This is a genomic window from Exiguobacterium sp. s95, from assembly GCF_018618655.1.
Lineage (GTDB): Bacteria > Bacillota > Bacilli > Exiguobacteriales > Exiguobacteriaceae > Exiguobacterium_A > Exiguobacterium_A oxidotolerans.
In genome coordinates this window covers 114,181-130,347 of the sequence record NZ_JACSMM010000005.1, presented here as the reverse complement: position 1 = coordinate 130,347, position 16,167 = coordinate 114,181, and the positions used below count along the sequence as shown (strand labels likewise).

Here is a 16,167-nt window from a genome sequence, read left to right as displayed (position 1 = left end):
TATGAGACGAGGAAGATTCGTACAAGAAAGGAAGATTGCCTGTGAACATCCAGCAAATTCGAAATGCGACACTCGTCTTGACCTATGCCAACCAAGTTTTTTTAATTGATCCTTTTCTCGGTGAAAAGGGTTCGCTTCCTCCGTTCGACCATACACCGAACACCCACCGCAACCCCCTTGTCGACTTACCAGTCGATGTCTCGACCTTACTCGACCCGGATGCCGTCTTCGTGACACATCTTCACGCCGATCATTTCGATGAGGCCGCAAAACAATTGTTACCGAAGACGGTTCCGCTCTATGCCCAAAACGCGACGGACGCCTCTGTCATTAAAGAAGCCGGTTTCACCGACGTTCAGCCGTTCGACCAGGGTGTGACACTCCGTGATGTCAAAGTTTTCCGCACGAACGGTCAACACGGTGTCGGCGAAATCGGACAACGGATGGGACACGTATCCGGTCTCGTCTTTACACATCCCGATGAGCCGACGCTCTATATCGCCGGTGATACGATTTGGTGTGACGACGTCGATTCTGCGATTGATACCTATGCACCGGATGTCATCGTCGTCAATAGTGGTGCCGCCCAGTTCCAGACCGGTGAACCGATCACGATGTCGGAACGTGATTTATTAGCGGTCCACGCGGCAGCGGCTGAAGCGACGATCATCGTCTCGCATCTCGAAGCTGTCAATCACTGCCTGCTCCGCCGCGATATGATCGCTGACTTTTTAGCAGCAAATCATCTCTCCGCTCACTTTTTGATTCCGGACGACGGCGAGACGCTCTCCTTTTAAGTCTCTCCTTCGAGAGTCGTATGAATACAAAAAAACCGGACGTTTTCCGTTTCCCTAAAAGGAAGAGGAACAGCGTCCGGTTTTTTCATGTTCATTCTTGCGGAATGACAAGACCGAGTAATCGGGCAAATGCGATTGCTTGTCCTTCCGTCACGATCGCCCCTGTCAAAAAGCGTGGATCAATCGTAATCCCCGAGACGTCCGCTTGTCGCAAATCGAGTCCTTTTAACGGAGTTTCAACCCACTGGCTTTCCATCAATTCAACATCCTCAAAACGTAAATCGATGAGTTTCCCTTCGAAGAATTGTGTCTCCCGCATCGCCGTCTGCTCGAACGTTACTTGTCGGAGCGATGTCCGAATCACTTGTAAGTAATTCGCCTGGCATGCTTTTACCGTGACATGATCAAGCGATGTTTCTTCTAATTGAACCCCCGTCAGGCGGCAGTCCTGAAACAGAACGCGATGAAAACGACTGTCACGGAACTGGCAACCCGTCAAATCGCACTGCTCAAACCGGACATTTTCAAATGACGCGCGATCAAACACGAGCCCCGCAAATGAGACATTCCGAAAACAGACTTGATTGGCATCGATCCGCTCCGTCAGCTCGATGGGTAACGTTTCTTTTTCATACAGCATTTGATACAAGTACGGATCATCGATTTCGATTTCTGCAAATGTTTCGACTGCTAAATTATTCGGGACATCCGGTAGATGGATCATCGGTTTTTTCTTCATTCTCTCCCAACCCTTCTTCTTCTCAGTCCTTAGTGTACCAAACCTGTTACCTAAATATGACTCAAGAGGATGATTTCTAAAGTCATGCTGCGCTCTAAAAAGTGATGACATGTACACTCTTTTTCAATTTTTGATTTGAGACACTTTGAGACCGTGCTAGAATCAACATAAATAAAATAAGAACAAACGTTCTAAAAGGAGTGATTTTCGTGTCTTCTGATGCGGACTTTCCAAACCAACGTATTTTTTGCGTGGATAGTGTCTCTTTTTATGCCAGTTGCGAGTGCCATTACCGAAATCTACCACCATTAACAACAAAATTAGCCGTCGTTTCCGATTTAAAACGGAGCGGCTCCGTCATTTTAGCGGCGAGCCCTGCTTTGAAGACGCTTGGTATCAAAACGGCAAGTCGTCTCTACCAGATTGAACAACTCCCGTACAAGGAACGAAAGCAGATTCACCTCGTCGAACCACGCATGTTATGCTACATGAAAACGTCGATTCGTGTCCTCGATGTGCTCCATCAATTCGGACCACCGGAAGCAATCCGGGTATACTCGATTGACGAAAGTTTCATCGACATGACGGGAACGGAGCACCTCTTCGGTACGGATTTTGAAGCTGCTAACCAATTACAGTCAGCCATCCTGGAACAAACCGGCATTCACGTCCGAATCGGGATTGGTCCTAATAACGTCATCGCGAAACTTGCCCTTGATTTACTCGGGAAAAAACAGGGCATTGCGCGTTGTGGTTATGCTGATGTCCCCCGTCTCTTACATGACTTTCCCGTTCGCAAGATGTGGGGGATTGGTCATCAAATGGAGCACCATCTGAATCAATTAGGCATCGAGACGATCGGCGATTTGGCGGCCGCACCATTAGAAACACTACACGAACGTTTTGGTGTCATCGGTGCCGAACTTTGGCATCATGCATGGGGCATCGATCAATCTCCGACGACGATTGATCCGACCGCTTTATTTCGTCCGGCATCATCCCGACAGAAGACGGTTGGTCATGGCGTGACACTAATGCGTGATTATTACGAATACGACCAGATTCGGCTGGTCTTAAGTGAGCTCACAAGCGATGTCGCAGCCCGCGTCCGCTTTTCCAATCAACTTGGATGGACGGTTCACTTAGGTGTCCGTTACTCGAGACATATCGTCCGGGCAGGGTTTTCAAAGCAACTCCGTCTCCCTTATCCGACTTCAGACGAACGGATTATCCTGCGGCATATCCTTCAGCTGTTCGAGCCGAACTGGCTCGAACACGAACCGATTCGTTTTTTGTCTGTCTCGCTCGGTCAACTTGTCCCCGACCAAGGTGCACTGCAACTGTCGTTGTTCGAAGACAATACCCGTGTTTGGAAACGCAAACGCTTGTTAAAGGCAATCGATCATGTCAACGTCCGTTACGGGAAGGGAACCATCCGCCTCGCTGTTTCTTTTCTTGATACAAGTGTCGCCAAGCGCCGCCTCCGCTTCGTCGGTGGTCATCCGGGAGGTGACGGCAATGACACGGTATCGTGACCGTGGCAATTTAAAATGGATTCCGTTTTTGATGCCGGAGTACATTCAACTGTTGCGCGACTATTATAAAGATACGCATCGTTTAACACTACCGCCCATCGATGAACAACTTCAAGAATCATGGCAATTCATCCTCGAAGAAGCATTAATGGAAGGAAAAGAACTTGAAATCACGTATTATAAGGAAGGAAGCTATATCACATTGACCGGATTCATCGAACGAATCGAGCGCGAACGAGGACTTCTGTACGTCCGGAGTCAAAATTCGATCGAAATTCCCCTGATGCGACTAGTTCGGATTGAAAACGGGTAGGAGTGACAGTGGGCTTCAATAATGCACTTATCTCTTGAATTATGATTTGAAAGAAGGAATGTTTGTATGTTTGAATGGTTTACTTCACTCCCCGTCGTGATCCAGGCATTACTCGCCGGGATGATGACATGGGGCTTGACCGCACTTGGGGCGGCACTTGTTTTCGTCTTTACGACAATTGAAAAAAAGGTCATGAATATGATGCTCGGCTTCGCCGCCGGTGTCATGATCGCTGCGTCCTTTTGGTCACTGCTCGCTCCGGCGATTGAATTTACGGAACAGGATGGTGGCATCGCCTGGCTTCCGGCTGCAATCGGATTTTTAGCAGGTGGCTTCTTCGTTCGCTTACTCGACTTCGTCACACCACATTTACACTTATCCGCACCACTTGAAAATGCAGAAGGCCCTTCGACCGGTCTTAAAAAGGCAACTCTGCTCTTTTTAGCGATCACCTTGCACAATATCCCGGAAGGTCTAGCAATCGGTGTCGCTTTTGGTGCTGCTGCGTTAAATATGGACGGGGCGACAGTCGCTGGTGCTTTGACGCTCGCACTCGGAATCGGAATTCAAAATATGCCGGAAGGTGCTGCCTTATCGATTCCGCTTCGTGGTGAAGGCATGTCACGCCGTCGCGCTTTCAATTACGGTCAAATGTCCGCCATTGTTGAACCGATTGCGGCAATGATCGGGGCGGCTGCCGTTTTCTTCATTCAACCGTTACTGCCTTACGCACTCGCCTTTGCAGCCGGCGCGATGATTTTTGTTGTCGTTGAGGAATTGATTCCTGAATCACAAGCTGAAAACGGCTCGGATTTAGCGACACTCGGTCTAATGGTCGGCTTTACCGTCATGATGATTCTTGATGTCGCCTTAGGCTAAAAACAAACTGATTGAACAAAAAAAAACTCCTTCATCGCCGGTGAAGGAGTTTTCAGATTGATATTGGAATGACTTTTGAGTCCTTACCTTTCAACGTGTACCTTTAATTATTTTTTGAGGATGCGCATCGCATTTAAAACAGCCAGGACGGTTACACCAACATCCGCAAACACAGCTTCCCACATCGTCGCGAAACCAAATGCACCAAACAGGAGAAACACGGCTTTCACGCCAAGTGCGAAGAAAATGTTTTGATAGACAATTTTTCGTGTCGCACGGGCAACCTCAATTGCTTCGACCAACTGCTTTGGTTCATCTGTCATGAGGACGATATCTGCGGCTTCAATCGCCACATCACTGCCGAGTCCGCCCATCGCGATTCCGACATCGGCTCGTGTCAAAACAGGGGCATCATTGATGCCGTCGCCAACAAAGGCCACTTTTCCATCCGCTTGCTTCAAAATCAGTTCGAGTTGTTCGACTTTTTGATCAGGTAATAGTTCTGCTGCAACTTCGTCAATCCCGATTTGACGACCAATCACTTCTGCTGTTGCCAGGCGGTCCCCTGTTAACATAATCGTTTTCTTCACACCGAGTGCCTTGAGGCGAACAAGTGCTTCAACCGTGCTGTCTTTAATGTGATCAGCAATTCGGATGTAGCCCAGGTACGTATCATTGCGTGCGACATGAACGTACGTCCCGTCTGCCGTTTGATCAAGCGTCTCATAACCAAGTTCGTTGAACCAACGGGCATTCCCGGCACGAATCGTATCCGTTCCGAAGCGACCGACGACACCTGATCCTGCGACTTCGCGATACTCTTGAACGGATTCCGTCACTTCACCATAACTTGCATATGTCCGTTGGATGGACTTTGCAATCGGATGATTCGAATGCTGTTCAACAAGCGTTGCCACTTTCAATAATTCTTCGTCTGAACAGGCAACCGGGCGGAGTTCCGTCACTTCAAAGACCCCTTCTGTCAAGGTCCCTGTTTTATCAAAAACGACCGTATCCAGCTGTTGTAATGACTCGAGGTGATTTCCACCCTTCACGAGAATCCCTCGTTTTGAAGCGGCACCAATTCCACTGAAGAACCCGAGCGGAATTGAAATGACGAGCGCACAGGGACAACTGATGACAAGAAAAACAAGTGCCCGGTAAATCCAGTCCTCCCATGTCGCACCCGTGACAAACAATGGAGGCAAGACAGCAAGCAATGTCGCAATCCCGACGACTGCCGGTGTGTAGACACGAGCAAATCGGGTGATGAATTTTTCCGTCGGCGCCTTGTGGCGCGAAGCATTTTCAACGAGATCAAGAATTTTTGCGACCGTTGACTCACTATAGAGACGGTCGACTTGAATCAACAGTCGCCCATCTGTATTGATCGTTCCTGCAAGAATCGTATCGTTCGTGCGGACACGTCGTGGTACTGATTCTCCCGTCAAGGCGACGGTATCGATGAATGCTTCTCCTTCAAGGATTGTTCCGTCGAGCGGAATCTTTTCGCCCGGTCGGACTAAAATTCGTTGCCCGACCTTCACTTGTAACGGACTAATCGTTTGTCCATTTTCAAGAGTTGCCGTCTCAGGACGAATATCCATTAATTCAGCAATCGATTTGCGGGATTGATCGACTGCCCGGTGTTGGAAAAACTCACCGACTTGATAAAACAGCATGACGGCGACCGCTTCCGGGTACTCGCCAATTAGAAAAGCACCAACCGTCGCGATGACCATCAAGAAATTTTCATCAAATACTTGTCCCTGACGAATATTTCGGATCGCGTTTCGTAACACATCCCAACCGATTAAGAAGTAAGCCAGCGCAAATGAGATAAGTTCAATTGAGCTCGGTAAAAAGAAGGCACTGATGAAGGCAACCCCACCGATGCTGTATTGAATCTTTTTCATTTTCGTTAAAAATGGACCGTGGTCATGAACATGACTTTCGTCAGATGGAACGTCACGAGAGACTTCGACGTTCGGCTCTAATTCTTGTACCCGTTTGACGACCGCATCGTATGTTGCGTCATCCGGTGCCTCTCCTTGATAAGTGATATAAAGCTTTTGTCCCGTAAAATCAAGATTTGCCGCTTCGATTCCTTCGACAGTCGAAACACCACGCTCGACCTTCGCCGCACAATTGGCACAATCAATTCCTGAAATTCGTAATCGCTCAGTTTTCGTTTCCATTCCTCCACCTCATTCAAATGTTCGTTTGATTATAAGTCCATCCTACTCTTTTTTTATTCATTCGACAAGGTGTTTTCGTTATCGGTCTTGCGCCCGATATTCAGATTAGTTCTATCTCAGAAGAATGAAACATGATATGTTTTTAGATAGTAAAATATAGAAGGAGAATAACATGCATATCTTAGAATTACTTAAAGCACTCTTACTCGGTTTCGTCGAAGGGATGACGGAATTCGCCCCGGTCTCTTCAACTGGTCATATGATCATCGTCGATGACATGTGGCTCCAAACAACGGACTTTCTCGGAAAATACTCCGCGAACACCTTTAAGATCGTCATTCAGCTCGGATCAATCCTTGCCGTCATCGTCGTCTTTTGGAAACGGTTGTTCAGCTTAATCGGACTCTATAAAATCGAAGGCGAGCATGATGCGACGGGCACACACAAATTAAAACTGCGTCACGTCTTAATCGGACTGCTTCCTGCTGCCGTGCTCGGTTTATTGTTCGAAGACTTCATCGATGAAAACCTCTTTTCAATCGATACCGTCATCATTGGTCTCGCTGTCGGTGCCATCTTGATGATTGCAGCGGATAAACTCGGTCCAAAAGAACCGAAAACGACGACACTCGACCAAATTACTTACCGCCAAGCGGCACTCGTCGGATTGTTCCAATGTATTTCGCTTTGGCCAGGATTTTCGCGTTCCGGTTCAACGATTTCCGGCGGGGTCTTCCTCGGGATGAATCACCGGACAGCAGCCGACTTTACGTTCATCATGGCCGTACCGATCATGTTCGGAGCCAGTTTCCTCTCGCTCGTTAAGAACTGGGATTACATCAATGTAGGCGATCTTGGCTTTTACATCGTCGGTTTTGTTGCATCGTTCGCGTTTGCGCTACTATCGATTCGTTTCTTCTTGAAACTGATCAATAAAATCAAACTTGTTCCGTTTGCGATCTATCGCCTTGTCTTAGCTGGGATTCTTGCAATCGTCGTTTACATGTAAGAAACAAAAAAACTATCAGTTTTTTGCTGATAGTTTTTTGTTTTTTTGAAACTTATTGAAACCGTTTAGGGTATATAGTAGATGAGATACAGAAAAAGGAGTGAACGAATTATGGCACGTAGAAATCGTGGGGGTTCTAAATTACCTCTCATCATCGGAATTGCTGTTGTTGTCATCATTGCATTTTTAGCAATCGGACAATACAACAGTCTCGTAAACGTCGAAGAAGATGTTTCGAACAAATGGTCACAAGTCGATAACCAAATTAAACGACGGGCGGATCTCATCCCGAATCTCGTCGAGACTGTTAAAGGTGTCGCTGGTCAAGAAGAAAAAGTTTACGGCGATATCGCAGAAGCACAAGCCGGCCTTGCCCGCGCTGCTTCGACAGAACAACGGATTGAAGCCGACCAGCAAGTCACGTCTTCTCTCCGTGGATTAATCGCCTTACAAACGACGTATCCGGACCTCAAATCAAGTGAACGATTCCAATCATTGATGGATACGCTTGAAGGGACAGAAAACCGTCTCGGTATCGCACGGAAAGATTACAACGATGCAGTCACACTCTACAATAAGAAACGTCGCAGTTTCCCAACTTCGCTTTATGCTTCGGCGTTTGGTTTTGATAAAAAACCATACTATGAAATTTCAGAAAGCGACCGCGAAAACCCAACGGTCGATTTCAACAGTGATTCGAAATGATTTGGCGAAGAACGCGCCTCCTTTTGAGTGCGTTCCTCGTTTTCTTCCTTCTGACTCCGACTGCCGAAGCCGTATCAGAACGCACGGGAGCCGCTTTCTTCATCCAAGATGATGCAAAGTTGCTGACCGCGTCGGAAGAAGCGGAACTCGCTCGTCTTGGTCAGGAACTCGAACAATATACGACCGCACAAGTCGTTTTAAAAACTGTCCCCGACTTAAAAGGACAGGACTTGAGCACGTATGCGAATGAAACCTTCCGTGCCCAAGGGATTGGACAAGAAGGAAAAGATAACGGTGTCATGGTGATCGTGGCACCAAACGAAAAAAGCCGGAATTTCCGGATTGAAGTTGGCTACAAGCTTGAGGGTGTCCTGACCGATATCACGGCAGGCCGGATCCTCGACCAATATGCCGTTCCTTATCGTGACGAAGGCGATTACGGAAAAGCAGCTTCAGAAACCTATAAAGCCGTCATCAGTGTCGTCTCGAAGGAACAGTCACTCGAATCACAAGATCCGCCTAAAGCGAATGCTGAAGAGGGATTGAGTCTTTGGGTCAAAATCGTCATCGGTGCAGGCCTTGTCCTGTTATTGTTCTTGGATATGAAATTTACAGGTGGCATGTTCTTCTTCGCAATCATCAACATTCTGTCAGCCGTTATGCGCGGCGGTGGCGGTGGTGGTGGTGGAAGTCGTGGTGGCGGCGGTAGTTCCGGCGGCGGTGGCGCAGAAAGGTAGGAACAATAATGAACGGATTATACATGGTTCTTATTTTTTACGGCGTGATGACCGTCGTCGGCTTCTTCTCGATGTGGTCCGATAAACGTCGCGCGAAACAACACGCGCAACGGACGCCGGAAGCTACATTGCTTTGGATTGCCTTTCTCGGAGGTGCGCTCGGTTCATTACTCGGGATGCAACTCGTACGTCATAAAACACGCAAACCGAAATTCCAGTTACTTGTCCCGCTTGCTCTTTTGTTACACGCGACGGGCTGGGTTTTGTTCATGACAGCATGATCGATCGTTTTACTTTTCGTTTCAATCACCCGATAAAGAAGATAGAGGATTCGATTTTCTTCGAATTCTCTATCTTTTTTTAGTTTGGTCAATAGCGTATTAAATGTTTGAATTCAGGTTACATTTCAATTATCTTTGGGTAAAGTATTTAACCAATTTAATAAATACATCTTTTTTTAGATGTATCTCTCTACAGGAAAGGTGGAAATCATTTTATGTGGCATCCTTGCGCCGAATGTACGACAACGATTCGTTTTATAGAGGCCGGCTCCTTACATATCCAGTCGAGCATCCCTCAAGTTTATTCGTACACATCGTTTAACCAGTTAGAGGAGCTTCTTGAATCAACGTTACAGATTAATGATGTTCCCGTCTCATGTCGAAAAGATGGATCGCGCTTTTCTACCCCAATGCTTCTCGCTTCTGTTCTACTCGAGCAATTACGTCATCGTCAAGCCATCGACTTCATCCAAACAGGTAACATGACGAGTCACCTGCAACCGATTTACGATATTCAGGCCAACACGCTGTTCGCGAATGAGGCACTCCTTCGCGCCGCTGATCACAATGTCTCGATGTCACCAGGTATTCTTTTTTCGACTGCTTCAAAGATGGGACTCCACTCACGACTTGATCAACGCGCACGCGAAGAAGCGATTCGCGCGACACATCATATTGGCGGAACAGAGAAAACGTTCATCAACTTCCTTCCCTCGACGATTTATAACCCAGAATACTGCCTTCGTCATACGTTCGAAATCGTTGAACGATATAATGTCGACCCGAGTCGTCTTGTGTTTGAAGTCGTCGAAACGGAAAAAATTGAAGACGTCAATCACTTGAAACATGTCTTCGAACAATATAAAAAACAAGGGATACAAGTCGCGCTTGATGATGTCGGCGCCGGCTTCTCGACACTCGATATGTTGACGTTGTTGCAACCGGACTATATCAAAATCGATCGGTCTTTCATCTCGAACTGTGATACGGTCGCAGAAAATGAAGCCTTCTTACGAAAAGCTCGCCATCTTACGAAAGAAATGGGAATCAAGATTTTAGCAGAGGGCATCGAACGCGAGGAAGAACTCGAGCTTTGCCGGCAGCTTAGTTTCGATCTTGGCCAAGGATATCTGCTTGGTCGCCCTGCACCTTACGCACAATTCGCAAAGGCACAATAACAAGAAAAACAGCCCCCATTTTTTAAGCAGGGGCTGTTTTTTCATGAAGTTGTGATGATCTCGACATCATTTTGCTCGAGCACGCCCAGTAAACGTGCTGGCGATAAATCCGTCTCAATCAACTGACATAATGGTTCTTGTCCGATTCGTGCTGCCAACTGACTAAGTTCTACCGATGTCAGTCCTAAATCAAGACTCGTTATCGGTTGTCCGTTTTTTTGTAAATACGTCCGCAACTCGTTGTATGCTTCACTTTCACCCAACAACTGCTCCTGGACCAAGAGACCATATCCGACCTTACTTCCGTGTAAAATTGAATGTGTTGATGCAAAAGGAGACATCGCATTATGGACACCATGACCAATTGCCCCACGCGTCGCATCATCACCAAACCCGCCGACACTACCCGCTAACGGAATGACGGTTTCCACCAAGTGTTCGATGCTGGACGGATACGCCCGAAAAATCTCCTCGCTGATTGGTGTTTTTAAGATGAGGTCTTTGCACTGCTCCGCAACCCGTAAAGCCATTTCAATGATTGGATTCTCCACTGTGATCCCACTTAAAGCACGTGCCTCATACCATTTTGCAAGTGTGTCTACGAGACCCGCGACAAAATAATCATAGGGGCTCGCCGACAGAATCCGATGGTCGAGTAAAAGTGCCTCGATGACAACCGGCAGCGTATCAAAACGAAGATATTGACCTTGCGTGTCGTACATGACGCTAAGTGGCGTCCACGGCGCACAATTCGAGATGATCGTCGGAATGACAATCAAAGGTCGGTTCAATTGAACAGCAACTTTCTTTGCCGTATCAATCAATGATCCGCCCCCTAACGCAACGATGACGTCATATGTCGCACATGCCTTGACTAATTCCGCGACTTGAAAATCCGTACAATGCCCTTGAAACAGGACTTTCGGTAATGCTGGCAAGTAAGGATTCGCCGCTTGTAAGGCTTTTGCTCCGTGTAGTAGCACGCCACTCCGCTTCCCGAGCAACGTGTCAAGCTGAGATACGGCTTCTTTTTCATGTATGTATTGCAAAACTGCTTGACGAATCATCTAAATCCCCTCATTCCATTATTTGTTATTGCTCAGTATACGCAGACTGTTCCTTTCTTACAACCCCTCATTTCATTCGATTTTCATACTGAATAAGCGTACACTTATGAAGATAAAACGATTACATGAAGGAGGACTTCCACTCATGCAACACGTCACACTCAACAACGGTCTAAGTATGCCTCAACTCGGTTACGGTGTTTTTAAAGTACCCGAAGAAGAAGTGTATCAAGCAGTACTGGAAGCGTTACGTGCCGGCTATCGTTCAATCGATACGGCGATGATTTATGAAAATGAAGCAGGTGTCGGACGCGCATTACGTGACTCTGGAATTCCGCGCGAAGAAATTTTTCTGACGACGAAAGTTTGGAATGCGGATCAAGGATATGCAGAAACGCTCGCAGCCTTCGAAACAAGCCTCACTAAACTCGGGGTCGATTATGTCGATTTATATCTTATCCATTGGCCGATGCCGAACGAAGATCGTTACGTGGACACATGGCATGCGCTCGAAGAACTGTACAAGCAAGGAAAAACGAAAGCCATCGGTGTTTCGAACTTCCATATCCCCCACTTAAAGCGAATTCTAGAAGAAGGAACCGTCGTACCTGCTGTCAATCAGATTGAATTACATCCGTTCTTAAGTCAGGAAGAAATTCGGACGTTTTGTAAGGAACACGACATTTTAGTTGAAGCATGGAGTCCGCTCATGAAGGGACGCGACGCCTTGACTGAACCTGTCATCACGGACATCGCGACGACAAAAGACAAAACACCAGCCCAAGTCATTCTCCGCTGGCACATTCAACACGGGATTATCGCAATTCCGAAATCGGTCACGCCGAGTCGAATTCGTGAAAACCTGGCAGTCTTTGACTTCGAACTTTCAGCACCTGAGATGCAACAACTTGATGCGTTAAATCAAAATCAACGAACCGGTTCGAATCCGGATGAAATGCATAAAAAATAATCAAAAAAGGGAGGGCCGTTTTCGGCTCCTCCCTTTTAGTAACTTTTTCAAGAGCGGATTAACGATCGAGATTGTTTCCGTGATCTTGCTCGGCTACATCATCCGAGTGTGACTGCGTCTGTTTCTTATTTTCTTCATCACGCTCAGAGTCGAGCCGTTTGAAATCGTCATCGCGACGCATCGCAATGTCCGGCTTGCGGTCCTGTTCTACTTTTGCCCGATTGATGGCTTGTTCGTCTTGCGGCATCTGATCCGTTCCGGCTCGGTGTAAATCAACTTCGGCATGTTCTTCCTTAGAGTCCCGATCGACATCAAGCGTATTACCTGAACCGAGTTGAGCATTTGAATTTGCAGCGCTCGATGTGTGCGTCTCATCATAACTGCCGTAACGGACTTTGACATCTTCATGTGTATTGTCCGTGTTCAAATGCGGATCAAACTGAATATCCTGAACCTCAATCAGAAGTACGAATCCGCCGCCTTCGACTTCGACTTTACGTTCTTCTACATCTTCTGCAGGTAAATCAAGTGAGTCGAATAACTGATCGACTTCTTGATCGCGCCCTTTATTCCCTCGGATTCGATCCATCCATGATGGTTTTGTCGCCGCAATTTCCGCGTCCATTTGACTGCGGACGAGTTCGATATCTGATTTTTCCTTGACGATGACATAAAAATCTTCTTCCCGGTGCCCCTGAATATGCAATTCATCCATTTTCGAGATTAGCTCTTCTTCCGAGTAATACGTACCGATGTATTGTTTCGTTTTCATATGAATCTCCCCTTATGTTCGTTTTGTCGTACAACGTATCCTTATAAGGAGTATTTCCTGTTTTTCTGTAAAATATGCCAACAAGTCGGCTCTTCCATAAAAAAATAATCTATTTGACATGTTTATTCGCCAATCAGCTTTAATCCGACTGTCGCACTAAGAATCAGACCGATACATACTATCCGCTTCCAGTCTTTCGCTTCCTGATAAAAAATCATACTCAGTACTGTTCCACCGGCTGCCCCGATTCCTGTCCAGACAGCGTAAGCTGTTCCCATCGGCAATCCGTTCATCGCAAGTGTCAGAAAAACAAAACTCAAGCCGAATCCGCCAAACATCAATAGACCATTCTTGAACGTTTTATGCTGATTAAACGTATTGATGAAAACGACACCCAGCATTTCAAACAATCCGGCAATAATGACAAATAACCAACTCATTCTTCCACCTCCCCACTGACTAATTTCAATCCGATGACACCCATCAAAAGCACACCAATCAATCCTAACTTCATGACTGACGCACTTTGGTCAAATAAAATGATGTCCAATATGACCGTCCCGACTGTTCCAAGGCCGACGAAGACCGCATAAACTGTTCCAACCGGCAAATGGTTACTCGCCTTAATCAAGACAGCAAAGCTGATGATGATGCTGATGATTGTTCCCATCCATTCGAGTACGCTATCTGCATGTTTCAAACCGACTACCCAAGCAACTTCAAAAAAGGAAGCCACTAGAATTCCTAACCAGTATTTCGTCATCACTTTTCCTCCTAACATTCATCCTAAAAAATAAAAAAAGCCCGGAAGCAGGCGTCTAGACGCTCTACTCCCGGGCTTTTATCCCTCCGTTGCATGAGGTGTACTCATGTGCCTCCCTCGGTCCAAGTCTACGTTGCCGTACGGAACCCTAGAGGCTAGCTATTTCGTTCGATGTCTTCACCCTAGCACGCTTGATTTTATGTGTCAAACAGGAGAATCCACTACCGTTAGCCAATATAGATAAGTGAATCAATCAAAGAGGAGGGTCTCATCATGCGCTACAAAATCAACGATCAACTTCGGATTCGACGTTTCACACCAGAAGATTTGGAAGCTGTTCATTCCTATGCCTCACAACCAATCGCCAGTCAGTATCAGTCGTGGGGACCGAACTCTGAGAGTGATACAAAACAGTTTTTACACGATGCACTTGAAAGTGAGCTCGAAAGTCCACGTCGTCGCTATGTCTTCGCCGTCACCTCTCCTGACGATCATGTCATCGGCGCGGGAGAGCTCATCGTCACCGACACAGAACATAAAATCGCAGAAATTGGATATATTTTATCGCCTGACGAATGGGGCAATGGTTACGCGACATCGATTGCAACATTTTTACTCGAATTCGGCTTCGAAAAATTAAACTTACATCGCATCACGGCAACATGTGATCCGCGAAATGTCGCTTCGGAGCGTGTCTTGCAAAAGGTTCGGATGACGCGCGAAGGTTTGTTACGGGAAACTGTTTATTTAGAAGACCACTGGCGCGATTCGTTGATTTACAGCATGCTCGACTGGGAGTGGCAGATTGATCACGAAGCAGAATAACTTCATTTCACCAAAAGAGATGGTCGAATTTCTAGCGAAATTCGTCCGTCTCTTTTTTGATTTATTCACGGCGGAATATGTCCTACGAAATCGTTCCCATAATTTAGTTCATTTTTACTATTTCTGATATCCAGCTCTTTTTCCAAAAAGAAAGTGCTAAACTTATCTTTAGACATGCTAAATTACAATTTTAATGATAGGAGCTCAATGAATGAAATCTTATAAATATTGGTTTACGAGTATCACGGCATCTGTCATGTTACTCGGGTCTCTCCCACTACAAGGCCACGCGGATACGAATCCGACACCAACGGAAGTGACAGAACAAACAGAAACAGAACAAGCAACCGGAACGCAGTACACACTTTCCGAAACTCCTGTTTTTGAGACTGCTGACGAGACGACTCTCGTCAAGACGTTACCAGAAACGACCGCCGTCGAAACCTTTGGCACAGATGGTCTCTTTACACGCATTTCAATCGACGGCGTCTATCGCTTCGTCAAGACAACGCAACTTGCAAAGCAACCGGTTTATCAAAAAATCGATTCGCAATACATAACAGCACTCGCGCCTTCCTATACGACTGCTTCAATTGATACGCCGACAGGAAAATCAATCACTCAAAATACGTTAATCGATACGTACGGGACATCGGGTGACTTCACGCGGATTAAACAAGGCGACGTTTACGTCTTCGTTTCAAGTAAATTCTTAAGTAAGACACCTGTTTATGAAACGACAGGCACTCAATTCGCCCAACAACAAACTGTGATTTATACAGATGCCGATACGACAAGTAAACAACTTGGGAGCTATTCTTTAAATGCTACCGTCAAAACATACGGGACGTCCGGCACATTCACCCGTGTCCAGTTCAATGGTGTTTACGGCTTCGTGCTTACAAAACAACTCGGTTCAAAGGAAGTTGAATCGTATCCGCTGACCGGGAAAAAGTACGCCCAACAAACGACATCCATTTACGACAAAGCAGCAACAAGTTCGGTCATCGGGACGCTAGCACCGAATCAATCGGTCGATCTTTACGGGACATCTGGTCTTTATTCCCGCGTCCGAATCAATGATACCTACGGATACGTATTGATGGCGCACCTCGGCGATTCCGTCGTCTACGCAAAGACCGATCGGCTTTACGTCCAAGATACGACACCGATTCAGGTAGAGCCAAACAGTTCGAGCACCGTCTTGAAGCATCATAAACAAAATACACTTTTGACGATTTATGGCACGAGCGGTGCCTACAGCCGAATCATTTTCCGTGGCGAGTATGCGTACGTCTTGACGAGCTCGCTCGCGAAATCAAAAGTCTATGCCAAAACGGATCGCCTGTACATCCAAAAAACGACACCGATTCAGGTGGAGCCAAACAGTTCGAGCACC

At 46.6% G+C, this 16,167-nt stretch carries 18 protein-coding genes; 12 read left to right on the top strand and 6 right to left on the bottom strand.

Annotation, left to right across the window (positions count from 1 at the left end):
- Positions 1-41 precede the first annotated feature (41 nt).
- Complete coding sequence (locus KNP99_RS10470) at positions 42-797, top strand: MBL fold metallo-hydrolase (RefSeq protein ID WP_088836246.1); 756 nt, start codon at positions 42-44, stop codon at positions 795-797.
- 91 nt (positions 798-888) lie between these two features.
- Here the strand turns inward: KNP99_RS10470 and KNP99_RS10465 are convergent, their stop codons facing one another.
- Positions 889-1,536, bottom strand: a complete 648-nt coding sequence (locus tag KNP99_RS10465) for a pentapeptide repeat-containing protein (protein ID WP_214767167.1) — start codon at positions 1,534-1,536, stop codon at positions 889-891.
- A gap of 209 nt (positions 1,537-1,745) precedes the next feature.
- On the opposite strand from KNP99_RS10465, the gene KNP99_RS15515 reads away from it, so the two are divergent.
- The 3 genes from KNP99_RS15515 to KNP99_RS10450 all read left to right on the top strand — a co-directional run bounded on the left by KNP99_RS15515 (position 1,746) and on the right by KNP99_RS10450 (position 4,263).
- Positions 1,746-3,071 (top strand): Y-family DNA polymerase, encoded by a 1,326-nt coding sequence (locus KNP99_RS15515; RefSeq protein WP_215193226.1) that lies wholly within the window; start codon positions 1,746-1,748, stop codon positions 3,069-3,071.
- On the top strand, positions 3,055-3,384 hold the full coding sequence (locus KNP99_RS10455; protein WP_088836242.1) for a YolD-like family protein: 330 nt from the start codon (positions 3,055-3,057) through the stop codon (positions 3,382-3,384). Before KNP99_RS15515 ends, KNP99_RS10455 begins: the two co-directional genes overlap by 17 nt.
- A 66-nt stretch (positions 3,385-3,450) precedes the next feature.
- A complete protein-coding gene (locus tag KNP99_RS10450) occupies positions 3,451-4,263 on the top strand; it encodes a ZIP family metal transporter (protein WP_029332569.1) in 813 nt (270 codons plus the stop codon).
- Positions 4,264-4,370: 107 nt separating this feature from the next.
- Here KNP99_RS10450 and KNP99_RS10445 read toward each other — a convergent pair whose 3' ends face one another.
- A complete protein-coding gene (locus tag KNP99_RS10445) occupies positions 4,371-6,461 on the bottom strand; it encodes a heavy metal translocating P-type ATPase (RefSeq protein ID WP_088836241.1) in 2,091 nt (696 codons plus the stop codon).
- 172 nt (positions 6,462-6,633) lie between these two features.
- Between KNP99_RS10445 and KNP99_RS10440 the strand changes: the two genes are divergently transcribed.
- From KNP99_RS10440 to KNP99_RS10420, 5 genes are all read left to right on the top strand, one after another.
- Positions 6,634-7,470 carry an undecaprenyl-diphosphate phosphatase gene (locus KNP99_RS10440; RefSeq protein ID WP_214767175.1) on the top strand — a complete coding sequence of 279 codons (837 nt, stop codon included), beginning with the start codon at positions 6,634-6,636 and terminating at the stop codon, positions 7,468-7,470.
- A gap of 111 nt (positions 7,471-7,581) precedes the next feature.
- A complete protein-coding gene (locus KNP99_RS10435; RefSeq protein WP_159172805.1) occupies positions 7,582-8,175 on the top strand; it encodes a LemA family protein in 594 nt (197 codons plus the stop codon).
- A complete protein-coding gene (locus KNP99_RS10430; protein ID WP_088836238.1) occupies positions 8,172-8,912 on the top strand; it encodes a TPM domain-containing protein in 741 nt (246 codons plus the stop codon). The genes KNP99_RS10435 and KNP99_RS10430 overlap by 4 nt, the downstream gene beginning before the upstream one ends.
- 8 nt (positions 8,913-8,920) lie before the next feature.
- Complete coding sequence (locus KNP99_RS10425) at positions 8,921-9,193, top strand: DUF1294 domain-containing protein (RefSeq protein WP_369834755.1); 273 nt, start codon at positions 8,921-8,923, stop codon at positions 9,191-9,193.
- A gap of 215 nt (positions 9,194-9,408) precedes the next feature.
- Positions 9,409-10,371, top strand: a complete 963-nt coding sequence (locus tag KNP99_RS10420) for an EAL domain-containing protein (RefSeq protein ID WP_214811267.1) — start codon at positions 9,409-9,411, stop codon at positions 10,369-10,371.
- 41 nt (positions 10,372-10,412) lie between these two features.
- Here KNP99_RS10420 and KNP99_RS10415 read toward each other — a convergent pair whose 3' ends face one another.
- Positions 10,413-11,438, bottom strand: coding sequence for an iron-containing alcohol dehydrogenase family protein (locus tag KNP99_RS10415; protein ID WP_215193225.1), 1,026 nt, complete (start codon positions 11,436-11,438; stop codon positions 10,413-10,415).
- Positions 11,439-11,583: 145 nt separating this feature from the next.
- Between KNP99_RS10415 and KNP99_RS10410 the strand changes: the two genes are divergently transcribed.
- Entirely contained in the window at positions 11,584-12,408 is an 825-nt protein-coding gene (locus tag KNP99_RS10410; protein ID WP_088836235.1) for an aldo/keto reductase, read from the top strand.
- A 58-nt stretch (positions 12,409-12,466) separates the two neighbouring features.
- Here KNP99_RS10410 and KNP99_RS10405 read toward each other — a convergent pair whose 3' ends face one another.
- From KNP99_RS10405 to KNP99_RS10395, 3 genes are all read right to left on the bottom strand, one after another.
- Positions 12,467-13,180: a general stress protein gene (locus tag KNP99_RS10405; protein ID WP_088836233.1), complete on the bottom strand. Its 714-nt coding sequence runs from the start codon at positions 13,178-13,180 to the stop codon at positions 12,467-12,469.
- A 122-nt stretch (positions 13,181-13,302) separates the two neighbouring features.
- Entirely contained in the window at positions 13,303-13,620 is a 318-nt protein-coding gene (locus KNP99_RS10400) for a DMT family transporter (RefSeq protein WP_214767181.1), read from the bottom strand.
- On the bottom strand, positions 13,617-13,943 hold the full coding sequence (locus tag KNP99_RS10395; protein ID WP_088836231.1) for a DMT family transporter: 327 nt from the start codon (positions 13,941-13,943) through the stop codon (positions 13,617-13,619). The genes KNP99_RS10400 and KNP99_RS10395 overlap by 4 nt, the downstream gene beginning before the upstream one ends.
- Positions 13,944-14,216: 273 nt before the next feature.
- Between KNP99_RS10395 and KNP99_RS10390 the strand changes: the two genes are divergently transcribed.
- Together KNP99_RS10390 and KNP99_RS10385 are read left to right on the top strand one after the other, a co-directional pair.
- On the top strand, positions 14,217-14,768 hold the full coding sequence (locus tag KNP99_RS10390; protein ID WP_214767185.1) for a GNAT family N-acetyltransferase: 552 nt from the start codon (positions 14,217-14,219) through the stop codon (positions 14,766-14,768).
- Positions 14,769-14,979: 211 nt separating this feature from the next.
- Positions 14,980-16,167 (top strand): SH3 domain-containing protein (locus KNP99_RS10385; protein ID WP_483299362.1); only part of this gene is annotated, 1,188 nt, incomplete at its 3' end.